The sequence below is a fragment of the Labrenzia sp. THAF191a genome (assembly GCF_009363335.1).
In the GTDB taxonomy this organism is placed as follows: domain Bacteria; phylum Pseudomonadota; class Alphaproteobacteria; order Rhizobiales; family Stappiaceae; genus Roseibium; species Roseibium algicola.
In genome coordinates this window covers 221,846-236,963 of record NZ_CP045335.1, presented here as the reverse complement: position 1 = coordinate 236,963, position 15,118 = coordinate 221,846, and the positions used below count along the sequence as shown (strand labels likewise).

The 15,118-nt window shown below is 56.9% G+C and carries 13 protein-coding genes and 2 pseudogenes; 9 read left to right on the top strand and 6 right to left on the bottom strand.

Features of this window, described 5'->3' with window-relative positions; translation table 11 throughout:
* Positions 1-20: 20 nt before the first annotated feature.
* Complete coding sequence (locus FIV05_RS29505) at positions 21-791, bottom strand: alpha/beta hydrolase (protein WP_031269442.1); 771 nt, start codon at positions 789-791, stop codon at positions 21-23.
* A 157-nt stretch (positions 792-948) separates the two neighbouring features.
* Between FIV05_RS29505 and FIV05_RS29500 the strand changes: the two genes are divergently transcribed.
* Positions 949-1,419: a MarR family transcriptional regulator gene (locus tag FIV05_RS29500; protein ID WP_075283490.1), complete on the top strand. Its 471-nt coding sequence runs from the start codon at positions 949-951 to the stop codon at positions 1,417-1,419.
* Positions 1,420-1,437: 18 nt separating this feature from the next.
* Here FIV05_RS29500 and FIV05_RS29495 read toward each other — a convergent pair whose 3' ends face one another.
* Together FIV05_RS29495 and FIV05_RS29490 are read right to left on the bottom strand one after the other, a co-directional pair.
* Positions 1,438-2,220 (bottom strand): SDR family oxidoreductase, encoded by a 783-nt coding sequence (locus tag FIV05_RS29495; protein WP_077294546.1) that lies wholly within the window; start codon positions 2,218-2,220, stop codon positions 1,438-1,440.
* A complete protein-coding gene (locus tag FIV05_RS29490; protein ID WP_152512410.1) occupies positions 2,217-2,546 on the bottom strand; it encodes a nuclear transport factor 2 family protein in 330 nt (109 codons plus the stop codon). Before FIV05_RS29490 ends, FIV05_RS29495 begins: the two co-directional genes overlap by 4 nt.
* Before the next feature lie 134 nt (positions 2,547-2,680).
* Between FIV05_RS29490 and FIV05_RS29485 the strand changes: the two genes are divergently transcribed.
* Together FIV05_RS29485 and FIV05_RS32090 are read left to right on the top strand one after the other, a co-directional pair.
* Positions 2,681-3,610, top strand: coding sequence for a LysR family transcriptional regulator (locus FIV05_RS29485; RefSeq protein ID WP_152512411.1), 930 nt, complete (start codon positions 2,681-2,683; stop codon positions 3,608-3,610).
* 92 nt (positions 3,611-3,702) lie between these two features.
* A pseudogene (locus FIV05_RS32090) lies at positions 3,703-3,828 on the top strand (ATP-dependent Clp protease proteolytic subunit); the annotation flags it as partial.
* Positions 3,829-3,936: 108 nt separating this feature from the next.
* Here FIV05_RS32090 and FIV05_RS29475 read toward each other — a convergent pair.
* Positions 3,937-4,632 (bottom strand): annotated as a pseudogene (locus tag FIV05_RS29475) (RraA family protein).
* 7 nt (positions 4,633-4,639) lie between these two features.
* A complete protein-coding gene (locus tag FIV05_RS29470; RefSeq protein WP_152512412.1) occupies positions 4,640-5,338 on the bottom strand; it encodes an alpha/beta hydrolase in 699 nt (232 codons plus the stop codon).
* Between FIV05_RS29470 and FIV05_RS29465 the strand changes: the two genes are divergently transcribed.
* From FIV05_RS29465 to FIV05_RS29445, 5 genes are all read left to right on the top strand, one after another.
* Positions 5,337-5,552, top strand: a complete 216-nt coding sequence (locus FIV05_RS29465) for a hypothetical protein (protein ID WP_152512413.1) — start codon at positions 5,337-5,339, stop codon at positions 5,550-5,552. The genes FIV05_RS29470 and FIV05_RS29465 overlap by 2 nt on opposite strands.
* Before the next feature lie 315 nt (positions 5,553-5,867).
* Positions 5,868-6,641, top strand: a complete 774-nt coding sequence (locus tag FIV05_RS29460; RefSeq protein ID WP_152512414.1) for a prephenate dehydrogenase — start codon at positions 5,868-5,870, stop codon at positions 6,639-6,641.
* Positions 6,642-7,131: 490 nt separating this feature from the next.
* Positions 7,132-8,085, top strand: coding sequence for a homocysteine S-methyltransferase family protein (locus FIV05_RS29455; RefSeq protein WP_152512415.1), 954 nt, complete (start codon positions 7,132-7,134; stop codon positions 8,083-8,085).
* 18 nt (positions 8,086-8,103) lie between these two features.
* Entirely contained in the window at positions 8,104-8,391 is a 288-nt protein-coding gene (locus FIV05_RS29450; RefSeq protein ID WP_286202326.1) for a DUF1127 domain-containing protein, read from the top strand.
* Positions 8,392-8,393: 2 nt separating this feature from the next.
* Positions 8,394-9,011, top strand: a complete 618-nt coding sequence (locus FIV05_RS29445) for a GNAT family N-acetyltransferase (protein WP_152512497.1) — start codon at positions 8,394-8,396, stop codon at positions 9,009-9,011.
* A gap of 30 nt (positions 9,012-9,041) precedes the next feature.
* Here the strand turns inward: FIV05_RS29445 and FIV05_RS29440 are convergent, their stop codons facing one another.
* Positions 9,042-10,145, bottom strand: a complete 1,104-nt coding sequence (locus FIV05_RS29440; RefSeq protein ID WP_152512416.1) for a hypothetical protein — start codon at positions 10,143-10,145, stop codon at positions 9,042-9,044.
* A gap of 435 nt (positions 10,146-10,580) precedes the next feature.
* Between FIV05_RS29440 and FIV05_RS29435 the strand changes: the two genes are divergently transcribed.
* Positions 10,581-15,098 carry a VCBS domain-containing protein gene (locus FIV05_RS29435; RefSeq protein ID WP_152512417.1) on the top strand — a complete coding sequence of 1,506 codons (4,518 nt, stop codon included), beginning with the start codon at positions 10,581-10,583 and terminating at the stop codon, positions 15,096-15,098.
* Positions 15,099-15,118 lie beyond the last annotated feature (20 nt).

The following is a 15,118-nucleotide window of genomic DNA, read 5'->3' as shown; positions in this document are numbered from 1 at the left end:
TCTATCGATGCTTGTGTTGTTTAATGCTGGTTCGAGACCGTTTGTGCGGCTTCGTCGATCGTGTCGGCGACGACTTTCGGCTGGGTCATGAAGAGAGCGTGGCTGGCAGAGACCTTCGTGATCTTTGCACCGATACGCTCCGCCATGTGGATCAGCATGGCCTGGTCGAACGCCTTGTCTTCGGTTGCAATCACCGCCCAACTCGGCTTGGAGCGCCACGCGGCATTCTTCAGCTTCGTGCCAAACGCTGCCAAGTTGAGGGGAACTTGAGAATCCCGCATGAAAGCGGCGTCCGCGTCGCTGACGTCATGGGCAAAGCCGGATTTGAATTTTTCCCGGTCGACATAGGCGAAATCGTCTTCCGAAGTGTCGATGACGAACTCGGAAGCCGCTGGAAATCCATCATATTGTTGAGCTGTCGTTTCGCCGGCATCCGGTGAAAGCGCCGAGACATAGACCAACCCGGCAACCTTCTGGTCGACCCCCGCTTCGGTAATGACCGTACCGCCCCAGGAATGCCCGACAAGAATGGCCGGGCCGTCCTGCCGGTCCAATGCGCGTTTGGTGGCCGCAACATCGTCTTCCAGAGATGTCAGCGGGTTCTGGACGATGGTGACCCGGTATCCACGCATTGTCAGTTCGTCATAGACGCCGCGCCAGCCGGAGCCATCCGCAAAAGCGCCGTGAACAAGCACAACATTCCTGACAGTCTGATCCGCCGGAATGGTGTCTGACGCGTTCGCGGACTTCAGTCCGATGACGGCAACGGCGGCAGCCGCCAGAACAAACATTTTCGTCTTGGTCTTCATGGCTCTTCTCCAAAAAAACGCGATAACAGTTATCGCGATAAGAGTGATTATAGCGATAGAATTTTCAGGTCAAGAGAAATGTTATCGCGATATTGTTTCTCGCGATGTGGTTTGATATACGGGGGCAAAGGAGCAGCGCATGACGAATGACCGGAAGAACAGTCCACCGCCTTTGGACGATCAACTCTGCTACGCGATCTATTCGGCAGGGATTGCCATTCAGCGCGTCTACAAACCCCTTCTTGACGAGCTCGGGGTGACCTATCCGCAGTATCTCGTTCTCAATGTTCTCTGGCGCGACGACCAGAAGACAGTCGGGGCAATCGCCGAGACCCTGGCGTTGGAATCCAGTACACTCACGCCGCTTCTCAAGCGTCTCGAAACGGCGGGACTGCTGCAAAGAACCCGAAACCCAAACAACGAGCGACAGGTTGTCGTGGCCTTGACCGACAAGGGCCGTGCGCTTCAGTCCAGGGCAGGATGCCTTGGTGAGGCTCTGCTAACGGCTTCGATGCAAAGCCCCGAAGACCTCGCGAGCCTCAACAAGAACATCCGAAATCTTCGCGACACGATCTATTCTCAGATCGGCGGGTGGGGCACTCCCGCCTGATCCGCGCATTCGTCATGTCTACGTTGTCGGTATGGTGCCCCCGTCAATGACGTATTCGGTGCCGGTGATCGTGGCTGCGCGGTCGGACGCCACGAACGCAATCAGGTTTGCGACCTCTTCCGGTTTTGTCGGGCGACCGATCGGTATTCCGCCAAGCGCATCCATGATCATCTTCTTGCCGCCCTCGTAATCGGTGCCGGCCTGTTTGGCGAGACGGTCGGCAAGACGCACCGACGCTTCCGTCTCAATCCACCCGGGCGATACACGCAGCACACGCACACCCCTTGGCGAGACTTCTTTCGACAGGGCCTTGCTGTAGGTAGACAGCGCTGCCTTCGCCGCCGCATAGGCGGTCGTTGATTCAGGCAACGGCAACTCCCTCTGGATCGACGAAACGTGGATGACGACACCACTACCCCGTTCAACCATGTCCGGCACGAGTTGCCGGTCCAGACGAACGGCAGGAAAGAGATTGAGATAGAGCTCGTTGTGCCACTCGGCATCCGTCAGGGCGACATACCCGCCTCCCGGAGCAGAGGAACCGCCGAGCATATGAACAATGATGTCCACGCCTCCCAGCCTTTCCCGGACAGCGGCGGCAAGGTCATCGCAGCCTTCGGTCGTGGTCAGGTCTGCCGCGACGAACTGGACGCCATCTTCAAGCGTGTCCGGTCTGGTCCGGGCGCTTGTCAGCACTTCGGCCCCGAGTTCCCGGAATAGTCTGACCGTCGCAGCCCCTGCGCCTCGCGTTCCGGACGTGACAAGCGCTCGTTTGCCTTCAAGACTGAGGAACTTGCTCACGGCAGGATCTCCAGTTCGGCAATCTTTTCGCCCGTCAGGCGGAAAAAATACTTCAGGTCGACAGTGCTGCCGGGAAAGTTCCCGACAACGTGACCCGTCACCACTGTGCGATCTCCTTTCACCTCGATTGCGAAAGGTTCGACCGTGTAGGAGTACTTTGTTGAAGCTTCCGCCTTCCATCGGCGGATCGCGGTGCGTCCCGCATTCACGTTTTGCTCGTCCTTGACGACCGCGTCTTCGCTGAAACATTCAGCGACGGCATCGGCATTCCTGTTTCCGTCAGCTTCGAAATAGGCCGCAATCGGTTCTGGTAACCGGATGTCCATCTGACATCTCCGTTTCTGGTGATGGTCAAGCCGGATCAGCGGGGTGTTCCGGCGTCGATGGTCGAAATATATGGCTGGACCTTAATCGCGATAATTGGGATAAAGCTGGATGTAACATTACGAAAATCGGAACAATGTCACGTCAGATCCTGGGAGAACTTGAAGCGGTTCTGGCCATCGCCAATCGAGGGTCTTTCCGTGCAGCGGCGCTCGAACTCGGGCTGTCGACGACGGCGCTCAGCAACCTTATTGGCAAGTTGGAACGGCAACTCGGCGTTCGCCTGTTCAATCGCACCACGCGAAGTGTCTCGTTGACGGATGCCGGTCGAACCTTCGTCGAACAGGTGTCTCCTGCACTGCGTGACATCCAGGACGCAATGGCAGCCGTGCGCTCGCAACAGGACACGCCTTCGGGGACATTGCGCATCAATGCTTTCGCAACAGCTGCCCGGGAAGTGTTTGCGCCGCTCGTTCTGGCGTTCCTGCAGCGCTACCCACAGGTTCACATCGATCTCGTCACCGAAGGCCGGATCGTCGATATCGTTGCCGAAGGGTTCGATTTGGGAATCCGGACCGCCGACCTGGTGCCAAGCGACATGATCGCCGTGCCGCTAGGTGCGCCTCGCAGCTTTGCCGTGGTCGCCACCCCCGCCTACCTCGAAGAACATGGGAGTCCGATCGCCCCACCCGATCTTCTGGCACACCAGTGCATCCGTGTCCGGCTGCCAAACGGTGCGCTTTATCGCTGGCATTTCGAGAAGGATGGCAACGCCCTCCTGATCGACGTGGAGGGTCCGATTACACTTGATGAAGCTTCGCTTGCACGAATGGCCGTTCTCGACGGGATCGGGATCGGGTTTTTCATGGAAGCCAACGTGCGCGACGACATCGCTGCCGGGCGACTTGAACGGGTCCTGCAGGATTGGACCCCGCCAACGTCGCCGCTGTGTCTCTATTATCCCGGGCGCAAAAACCCTTCGGCTGCCTTCCGGGCTTTCGTCAATATGGCACGGGAACTTGGCAAGGAATCTACACGAAGAGATCTATTTCCGGCTGAGCAATGAGCCACTGCCGTTTCTGGAAAATGTCGTGCAATTTCAGCTACAGCCGATCAGCGGCAACCGAACGTTTCTGACGATCAGGCCACACCTTGTTGAGGGCGTCGGACATGGCGATCCATGCGGAAGAAATCCTGCGCACGAAGGAGCGCATGACACCGAAAGAGTCCCTGGAATGGGGACTCGTCGATCGCATTCTGTCCAAACGCGATCTCGACGGCTGATATGAGATCGGTCTGAGCCAGTCCGAGGCCACCGGGCAACAGGCAAAGAATGAACCTCAAGCTATAGCAATTAGCTGGTTTCATGTCCTCTTTGCTGTGCCCGTGTCCTCAGACGCGGGCCGCTTCGAAGGCCTTCCAGACCTTCTCGAAGGCGGCAAAGTCCATCGGTCCTTTTGCTGTGGCTTCCAGAACGATCTTTTCCGAGGCAAAGAGCTTGGCAATACCTTCTTTAAGGCCGGGTATGACCTCCGCTGGAATGACCACGGCGCCATGGCGGTCGGCGTAGACCAGGTCACCGTCTTGGACAGTCAGCCCAAAGATGCTGACAGGCGTGCCCAACTCGCGAACATGCACGAACCCGTGGCTGGGGCTGACGGAACCCGCGACCACCGGAAATCCTTCTGCCATATCGCCGAGGTCGCGCATGACCCCGTTGGTGAGGGCACCGGACATGCCGAAGGCCTTGTGGATCGAAGTATTCACCTCGCCCTAGTAGGCCCCGATGCAATGCGGGTAATCTACGTCCTCGATGACGGCTATCGAGGGTTTGGGGGCCTCGGCCATGCGCCGGTAGTATTCCATGCGGCGGGCGCGGATGACGTCCGCAGGCTCTGTGGGTGGTTCGAGTGCGGCGATCTTGGCCGTTGAGGCGTAGCCCACCATGGCGCCACCCTCCGGTGCGCTGCGCAGCATGGTGCCTCGTGTGAAGCCATTGAAGCCGCGCTTGCCCTCGACAACCTCGATGGCATTGCAGACCGTCGGTGTATCCACGCGTTTTAGCAGTTCCAGAAATTCTTGATCCATTCTAATCCTAGTCCTCAAGCCATCGTGCGAGTGCGGCATTCGTTGCCGCCGGCTGTTCCAGTGTCGTCAGGTGACCGGCTTGTTCGATGATTTCCAGAACCGAGTTCTGAAGCAGTTCGGCCATCTGTGTATGCCGATCAAGGGGGCAGAGCCTGTCGCTCTCGGCGGTCAGAACCAGAGCCTTGCCTTTGTAGGCGCGCAGCGTTTCGGTCTGTGACGGGCGGTCAATCAGCGCTTTCGACTGGCGCAGGAAGACCTCGGGTCCGAGGCTTTCGGCCATGTCAAGCGCAAGGATCTCGAGGTCGGCAGCGGTCGACCTGTCATGTGCGAAATTTGGAATGACCTCGAGGCGCATGACGTCCGAGAGCCCACCTGCGCGGACCGCCGCCATTTGTGGCGCCCGCTTTTCCTTCACCGTGTCCAGTTCGGCACGCGGATTGGTGTCGAGAAGTGCCAGACGCTCCACACGTTCGGGCGTCTGCCTCACGACCTCCATGGCGACGATCCCGCCCATGGAAAGGCCCGCGAGCGCAAAGCGTTGCGGTGCACCGGAAAGGATCGCCGCCGCCAGGGCCTCGACATTGTCCTCGTTGCTTTTCGGAGCAAGATGCAGTGCACGCGACCCGGAAAAGGCTGCGATCTGCGGCCCGTAGAGCCGGGCGTCGCACATCATGCCGGGGATCAGGACTAGCGGGAGACGAGTCATGGCCACTTCCTTTTCAAGAAGGCAGCCGGCAAAACCGAAAAATTTTGGTGACTGGGCCTGGCATTCGTTTGGCGCCCAGGTGAAAAATGTCGTTGAGAACAGGTTTCCTCGATCCGTGTCGCCAAACGTTGGATCCCTCCATGGCATACGTTTCAATGACGAAATCAAGGACGGCAGCGGCAAGGTTATCGGTTGGGTAAACTACTTCGACTAAGGGTCGCTGAATTCATCTTCGCTGGGCCGGCTGCGTTGGGTGACGCGCTGGAAACGGTTGTTTGAATTGCCGTGTTGTCGACTACCTACCTGTACGGTCAACACAAGTTGCCATATTGAGATGATCGCGCCGCATTGACTTGTCCCACCGGGCTTGCTAGCTCAAGAGCATGAGCAACGTCCTGCACAACACTGCGAACTATTATTATCCGCCAAGTTAGCGGAGGGACTTTGCTGTCTGTTTACCGCTGCATCGCCAGCGGTTGTGACTCGGTATACAGCTCTTGGCCCTGCAGCCAATTCACCGAGTTAAGCCATGACTGTTTTCCAAGCTGCAATATGTAAACCACATCGCTCTTTCACGCTCGGCCTTATTGGTTACGGGGCGTTCGGGCGATTGATCGCCGAGCATCTTTCTTCTCATGTCGAACTGCTGATCCATGATCCGCGTTATGATGGCAGTGCGGACCTTGCCGAGGTCGCCGCCTGCCGGATCGTGGTGGTCGCTGTTCCGGTAGCCTGTATGGAAGAAACACTGCGTGCAATAGCGCCGCATCTGAGGCCGAATACGCTGGTGCTGGATGTCGGTTCGGTAAAGGTCGAGCCCGCTCGTCTGATGCTGGAGTTGCTGCCACCACATGTCGAAATCCTTGCGACCCATCCGCTTTTCGGACCGCAAAGCGCTCGCAACGGATTGCAGGGACTGAAAATCGCACTGTGCCCTTTGAAAGGCCGAAGCTACAAACGTGTTGCCGCCTTTCTCAAGGTGGCCCTTGGGCTGGATGTGTTCGAAACAACACCGGATGCGCATGATCGCGATGCAGCGCTGTCCCAGGGCCTTACCCACTTGATTGCCAAGGTGCTGGTGAAGATGGGGCCACTTCCCCGGATGACCACCACCCGAAGCTTCGACCTTCTCAACGAGGCTATCGAAATGGTTCGCCACGATCCGCCGGAGCTTTTTGATGCGATCGAGGGGCTGAACCCCTACGCCTCGGGCGTGCGCCGGCGTTTCTTCGACCTTGCGTCGGAGCTTGATGTTGAACTGCGTACGACGCCGCATTTGCCCGGCCGGGCTGCCTTGTCATGAACCGGGCTCTCTAACGGGCTCCGTTCGGTTCGATAAACAACGCCCGCAGTCAGTCAAACCCGTCTAGCCGCCTGACTGCGGACAAGGCCAAGCCGGCTGGGTCTCTTGGGACCGCGCCGGCTCGTTATTCAGCCTCCGCAAGTTCCGGCCAGCCCCCTTGCCGGTTGCTTGTGTCTTTGGCCGATATCCCGCAAGGCACGCGTTAGATGCGTTGATCGGTTCAATGCCTTCTCCTGGCCATTGTCCCCTCGTGGCAATTCCCCTTCGCAAAAGGTCAGTTTCTCGAAGATGAGCGTCCACCTCATTCGGTGTGACGGCCGTCATACGTGAAAGTTCCTTGCCCGGCTATCTAAGGTCAGGTCGTCGTTTGATTGGATAGCCAAGCATCGCGCGGCAAAATTACTGAAATCAACAAAATAAATGTTGCTCTGCGGCGGAAGGAAAGACGCAACGCAGTACGCAAATCATTTGAGCCAAGAGAATACCGAAGATGGAACTTTACAAGTACCGTAATAAACTGCCGCAGATTGGTGACGCCTGCCTGCTTACCGATGGTGGCCTTGAAACAACTCTGATTTTTCATGATGGCATCGACCTGCCACTGTTTGCTTCCTTTCATGCCTTGAAAGAAACAGAAGGCCGCGTTGCCCTTCGCCGCTACTACGAACGCTACGCCCGTATCGCGAATGCGCAGGGCTCGGGCTTCATTCTCGACAGCGCGACATGGCGCGCCAGCCGTGACTGGGGTGACCGTCTTGGTTATTCGGCCGAAGAATTGAAACATGCAAACCAGGAAGCGGTTGCAATGCTTTTCGAACTGCGTGCCGAGTTCGAAGGTGAACATCCCTTTGTCATCAGCGGCAATATGGGTCCCCGGGGAGACGGCTACGCGCCCGAAACCATGATGTCCTCTGCGGAGTCCGAGGACTATCACGCTGTTCAGGTCGCCACACTGGATGCAGCAGGGGTCGATATGATCAGCGCGATCACCATGACGCATGCCGGCGAAGCCATGGGCATAGCGCGGGCTTGTGCGAAGCGGGACGTGCCGTTGGCTCTTGCCTTCACTGTTGAGACAGATGGGCACCTGCCGACAGGCCAACCCCTGAAGGACGCAATCGCCGAGCTCGATGCCGACTGCCCGCCCGCCTACTACATGATCAATTGCGCCCACCCGGATCACTTCCGGCATGTTCTGGACGAAGGAGCGGACTGGACCAGGCGAATTCGGGGTCTGCGCGCGAATGCTTCGCGGTTGAGCCACGCCGAGCTGGATGAAGCTGAAGAGCTGGATGACGGCAATCCGCAGGAACTTGGCAGGGACTATGCCAACCTCCTGGCGGTCCTGCCGAACCTGCGGGTCTTCGGTGGCTGCTGTGGTACCGACCACCGGCATGTCGACGCAATCGGGCAGACCTGCCTCCACCAGCCCCTCAGGGCGTAAGGAACGGGGAGTATCACAATGACCGTTTCGACCATGGTTGGCAGGATTACCTGTCGCAGGAACGCGATCGGGATTCTGGAACGTTGGCGCAGAGCCAGGAAGAACCGCATCCTGATCCAGACACTGGAGAGAATGTCGGACCATGAACTGCGCGACATCGGATTGAACCGCGACAGCGTGCGCCATGTGATCCGTAACGGTGACATCCGGGCGCTGCATCACCTGAAGCCCGCTCCAGCTGTCATGCTGGACGAGGCGAATGGTGATGGGATGTGCAATGAGGTCAACGCGGGAGAAGTGAAGTGAAAATGTCGGTCCAATCGAAAGGCGAAACACGGTGCGAACAGATCCGTCCGGCCACGAAGGCAGACGCACGTGAAATCGCCTCGCTTTTCCTGATGTCCTCAGATGGACTTGCTTCTTACATCTGGTCTCGCGTCGGGGCTCCCGGCGCGGACCTCCTGGAGGTTGGGGCATCGCGGTATTCGCGGGAAAACACGGCGTTTTCCTATCAGAATTGCCACATGGTTGAGATTGGCGGCCAGGTGGTGGCCATGCTGCATGCCTTCAAGATGGAGAGTGACGAGACACCCGAGACCGATCCAGTCCTCAGGCCCTACTCCGAGCTGGAAGATCCAGGCTCGTTGTATGTTTCCGGCGTGGCTGTCCGTCCGGAGTTTCGCCGTCGCGGGTTCGCGCGAAAGCTGATGATCCTTGCCGACCGTCTTGCGGCCGCGCAAGGTCTCACGCGAGTTTCACTCATATGCTTCGACAGGAATGTGCCGGCACTTCGTCTCTATGCGTCACTGGGCTTTCGCGAGATGGATCGTCGAGCCATCGTACCGCATCCAAGCCTGCACTACTCTGACGGCCATGCTCTTTTGCTTGTACGAGAGTGTACTGCCAGGGAGCAGGTGGAGGTTTGATCTTCACCTGTGCCCTGGAAGCCCGGGCTGTCACTCGAAGACCTTGAACCTCTCGTAGACCTGGAACAGCTGTTTTTGTGAGTTGACGGCCATCTTTGTCATCGCAGACTTCAGCTGTTTTCGAACTGTATCCTGCTGGACACCCTTGACTCGGGAGTATTCTGACAGCGGCTGCAGCGCTATGACAGCGGCAATGGCGGCGCTCTCGCTTCCACTCAGTCCAAAAAACTGGCTGATACGGTCGAGCGTACGCGGAGAGAGAATGTCCTGCGGATTGAGCACCACGATCTTGTAGGTCACCCAGCGTGCCGGTTCCAGTCGTCCGTCAACGAACCGGGGGAGCGGGTTGAACACCTGTACGGCGTAGGTCGTGTTGGTTTTGCTATCGAGAAGACGCACCAGTGGCGCTTCCCCGTTTCGAACGCGCCGGTGAACCGCGTCCAGCTTCTTTTGTTCTCTTGGATTGCGGCAGACCAGCCTGCCATTTTGTATTCTCACGAAACCCAGGTCGAGGATATCCTGCGCGATTTGGTTGACGTATTCGGTCTCGCCATTGGCAAGCATGATGACGCCATGGGTTTGCGCATCGTTGGACGACCTGTGAACGAGTTCCCGTTCACCGGTTTCCATGCGCAGCTGCCGAAGTTGAAGCGCCTTCCTGGCATGGACAACGAGCCTCGAAAAATCCTCCATTACCTCTTTGGAGAAGGTCCCGTCTTTGCGCATGCTTGTAACACCGAACCAGCCAAGGCGACCGTCAACGGTGATGTTACTGCCCATGATCCTGTTCACATCGTATCGCGGAAACAGATCGTGATGGATCGGACTGGAGCGTAAACCTTCTTGTGTATTGAACTGATCGTCCGTCATGACAGCCCCCACAGGTGATTTCGTTATGAGTTTTAAGCGGTAATCGATGTTGACATAGTGCTGGTGGTATTCATCGAGAAAACTCGGATCCATATTGGCGGTGAAATTAAGTCCAATCGAAGAGTTATCCTTCCCAAGAAGACATAAATGAGATTGAGCCGCGCCAAGATAAGTAACTATTTTTGAAAGAGTTTCTGAAAACAACCTCTCCGTTTCTACGTTCTCATATAACTCTGCGATAAGCTTCTCGAGTTGCTCGGACATTGCTAAAACACAACATTCTGACAGTAAAAAAATATGAAGAATGGCACGACAAAAACTATGCAATCGTATACACAACTCTAAGGGGAGGCAATAACGTATTCCGTGAGGAATTATTTTTCTCGCGTGCCAAAAAAATTAACAAATGGTTAATTAGGGTGCAAATGTTGACCATACGTCATTTTAACACCCCTCAACGCATTGAAATTCTAAAGCTTTCTCCGAAGTGTTGTTTACGCTGCGTATTTTCTGCGGCTTCGTCTGAAGGCAAGGTTAACAAACTTCTTGGTTAACGCAGCCCCCATTTGGGGAATGGCTCAAATTGAAACAGTCTGCCAAGTCTGCTCGTGCATTTCAGCAAGGGTGATTTTTACACCCATTCTTTAATCACCGGTTGTCCCTCTCGGGCAGCCGGTGGAGCTAGTCAGGAATGGATTAATGCCTAATAACATCAATCTGTCGGAATTTTTCGACTCCATCCGCGCCACTCTGGCGGACATCAAGAACAGCACTTCCACGATCAGCGACGTTGACGTTGTCGGTACTTACATCGAAGAAGACGGCAGCGATCCGACCCCGGACGTCTCCAGCATCAATTTCGTGAATGGGACGACCGGTGCCGATGTACCGCTCGAAGGAACATCTGGTCTTGATCTCGTGCTTGCCAGAAGCGGAAACGACATGCTTGTCGGTTACGGCAGCATCGACATCCTGCTCGGCAGCGACGACGTTGATACAATTGATTATTCTTACCTGAACAGCACAGAAAACGGCATCTTCATCGACCTTCGCAGCGGTATCGCCGTGAGCAAGGGCGGCGATATCGATCTGCTGTCGTCCATCGAAAATGCCATCGGCACGGTCAATGACGATGTCATGCTCGGCAACGGCCTGAACAACATCTTCTTCGGCAACGGCGGCAGCGATATCATTGACGGCCGTGGCGGCTCCAAGGACGTTGCCCAGTTTGCGGGCAAGGCTGAAGATTACGACATCAAGACCAACGAAGACGGTTCCGTCAGCATCACCAACGGCACCGGCACGACCACCCTTTACAATATCGAACTGGTTCAGTTCGGCGAAGGCAGTGAAGTCGGTGACATCCATCTCTTCAGCGTCACGGATGGCGCACTCGTCGCTCATAACGATGCGATCGACGTCACCGAAACCACCGGCGACGACGAAGCGGAAGTTGCAGCGACATTCAACGTTCTCGGCAACGACGACGAAATCGGCGAAACCGGCGGCCAGGTCATCACCCAGCTGGCTTTCAAAACGGCTGGCGGCTCGATTGTCAACGTTGATGCCGTCGCTGATTCAGATGGCATGCTGGAGGTCGAGGGCAAATACGGCACCTTGTTGCTGAACGTCGAAACGGGCGAAGCCAGCTACGTCTATTCCGAAGAAGCGAACCGCCTCGCCGATGGCCAGGAGGGTGTCGATACCTTCGTTTATCAGGTTGTCGGTGGCGACAAGGCCGAATTCAAGGTCACGGTTACCGGTAGCAACGATGCTCCGACGATCGGCGGCGATCTCTCGTTGAACTTCCTGCCCATCGTTGAATGGCCGGGTGCGGAAGACGAAGGTTACGTCCATACCCGCGGCGGTGTCTTCGAGATCAACGATCCCGACACGGTCGTCAATCCGGACAATTTTGAAGTCCAGATCAGCGAACCGAACCTTTCCCTGGCCTCCGGTGCCGGTGAAATTCTGGAAATGCCGGGCGATATCTACGCTGCGCTGACAGCCAAGGATACGAATTTCCTCTTCTGGACATTCGACCAGTTCGACGACCAGGGCCGGGTAACCTATTCCTACAAGGTCCAGGACAAGGCTATCGACTTCCTTGCCGAAGGCGATGTTCTGACGATCGACTACACGCTTACAGTCCAGGACAAGAATGACCCGGACTCCTTCGTCGAGCGTCCGATCACCGTGACGATCATCGGCACCAACGACCAGCCGGAAATCCTCGTCGAGCAGAGCGTTCTCGACTTCGCAGTCGACGAAGAACTCAACGCCAATCCGCAGAATATCGGCGAATTGAGCGGCAACATCGTGGTCGACGATCCGGATCTGGGCGACACGCTCTACATCTCGGTCGAAGGCGATGGTTCGCCGGCCTATTCGGAAGGCGCTCTTCCGGATGGTGTCGATATCAGCAGCCTTCTGGCATCCAGCAACTTCAACTTCACCAGCGGAGACGCACTGGACAACATCTTCTCCGTGCCGAAGGGCGAAGATGGGAATGTTGAATTCACCTATGCCTACAACGGCTCGGCTCCACTCGACTGGCTGGCGGACGGCGAAACGCTGACCCTGACGTTCGACGTCAAAGTCAGCGACCGGAACTGGTTCCCGGAAGGCACCGACACCACCCAGATCACCATCACGATCACCGGCACAAACGACGTTCCGACACTGACTGCAGTTGACGTGAGCGGATCCATCGTTGAAGGCGATCCGTCAACCCTGTCCGACAGCGGCTCGATTGACTTCTCCGATCTGGATCTCTCCGATACGCCAACGGCGACCTTCGCAGTCAAGAGCGTTGAAGGTCTTGATGGTGTCGGCCTCACCGCCGGCCAGATCGCGAATATCCAGGCCGGTTTCGGGCTGTCCGCTGATCCGGGCAACACGAACGACGGTACGATCAACTGGTCCTACAGCGTCGCGGAAGAGCATCTTGACTTCCTCGCCGCAGGTGAGCAGGTCGAAGTCGTCTACACCGTGACGGTCGATGACGGCAACGGCGGTGTCGTGGATCAGGATGTCACCATCACGATCACGGGCACCAACGATGCTCCGACGATCGGCGGCGATCTCTCGTTGAACTTCCTGCCCATCGTTGAATGGCCGGGTGCGGAAGACGAAGGTTACGTCCATACCCGCGGCGGTGTCTTCGAGATCAACGATCCCGACACGGTCGTCAATCCGGACAATTTTGAAGTCCAGATCAGCGAACCGAACCTTTCCCTGGCCTCCGGTGCCGGTGAAATTCTGGAAATGCCGGGCGATATCTACGCTGCGCTGACAGCCAAGGATACGAATTTCCTCTTCTGGACATTCGACCAGTTCGACGACCAGGGCCGGGTAACCTATTCCTACAAGGTCCAGGACAAGGCTATCGACTTCCTTGCCGAAGGCGATGTTCTGACGATCGACTACACGCTTACAGTCCAGGACAAGAATGACCCGGACTCCTTCGTCGAGCGTCCGATCACCGTGACGATCATCGGCACCAACGACCAGCCGGAAATCCTCGTCGAGCAGAGCGTTCTCGACTTCGCAGTCGACGAAGAACTCAACGCCAATCCGCAGAATATCGGCGAATTGAGCGGCAACATCGTGGTCGACGATCCGGATCTGGGCGACACGCTCTACATCTCGGTCGAAGGCGATGGTTCGCCGGCCTATTCGGAAGGCGCTCTTCCGGATGGTGTCGATATCAGCAGCCTTCTGGCATCCAGCAACTTCAACTTCACCAGCGGAGACGCACTGGACAACATCTTCTCCGTGCCGAAGGGCGAAGATGGGAATGTTGAATTCACCTATGCCTACAACGGCTCGGCTCCACTCGACTGGCTGGCGGACGGCGAAACGCTGACCCTGACGTTCGACGTCAAAGTCAGCGACCGGAACTGGTTCCCGGAAGGCACCGACACCACCCAGATCACCATCACGATCACCGGCACCAATGATGGACCGGTGTTCTCTGGCGGTGTCTTCGATGGCGTTCTCGAGGAAGCCAATACCCCGGCACAGCTTGAAACATCCGGTGAGGTCTTGTTCACCGACCTAGACCTGTCCGACACGCCGGAAGTGACCGCTCAGTTCACCTCTGTCGAACCAGTCGCAGGCAGTGGTTTCACGCTGACGGAGGGGCAAAAGCTTGCCTTCACGAATGCGCTGACGGTGCAGCAATCGGCCGGTAACGCCAACAACGGAGGCGCCACCTGGACCTTTGCAATCGCCGCAACGGCACTCGACTTCCTTGCCCAAGGCGAACAACTGGAAGTCAAGTACCTCCTGACCGTTACGGACGATAGCGGTGCGACGGACACGCGGGAAGTGACGGTCGTCGTGACCGGCACCAACGACGATCCCACGATCTCCGATGCGGATATCCTGGGCGAGGTGACGGAATCCGGTGTCGGGGAAGACGGTACAGACGTTGCCACTGGCCTGATCGTCGGAATGGACGTCGATATTCGGGACGTCCTGACCTACTCCGCCTCTGTCGTCGACGGGGCACTGGGTCAATTCAGCATCGATGAGGATACCGGTGAATGGACCTATACCATTGACCAGTTCAACGCCAATGTTCAGGCCCTCAACGAAGGCGACAGCGTCGAAGAAATCTATACGGTAACCGTATCCGACAACAACGGCGGCACTGTCACCACCGACGTGACCATCACCATCAACGGCACGAACGATGCCCCGACTATTGAGGACTACACGGGTTCGTTCACTGTTGTTCACAGCAACTCCAACAACGACGAAAGCAGCTTCAATCTTCTTGAGCTTCTGGCTGCCAACGACGTTGATGATGGTGAAACGGAAACGCTCCAGATCGATGAGATCTCGGGTACTCTCAGCCTGTCCATCGCAGGCCATCAGGTGACGCTGGATATCGCCGATCTGGAAGCCGCAGGGCTTTTGAACATCGGTGAAGCCGACGGCAGCGTGACCTTCACCCATAACCTGGAACGCATTATGGCCCAGGTAATGGATCAGGGCGAAACCGCCAACATCTCGGGTACCATGACTGTCGTGGATGTCCATGATGCGGTCTCCAACTCCGCCGAGTTCGATATTGAACTGTCGGTAGATCCGGACAAGACCAACACCTTCGGCGGTGACGACTGGACCACCGCGGACGGTGCGGGCGACATCCCTGAAATGCTTATCCCGACATTTGACGGAGACGGCGACGGTCCGCTGGTCGTCTGATCATGAAACTTCTGGAGAGG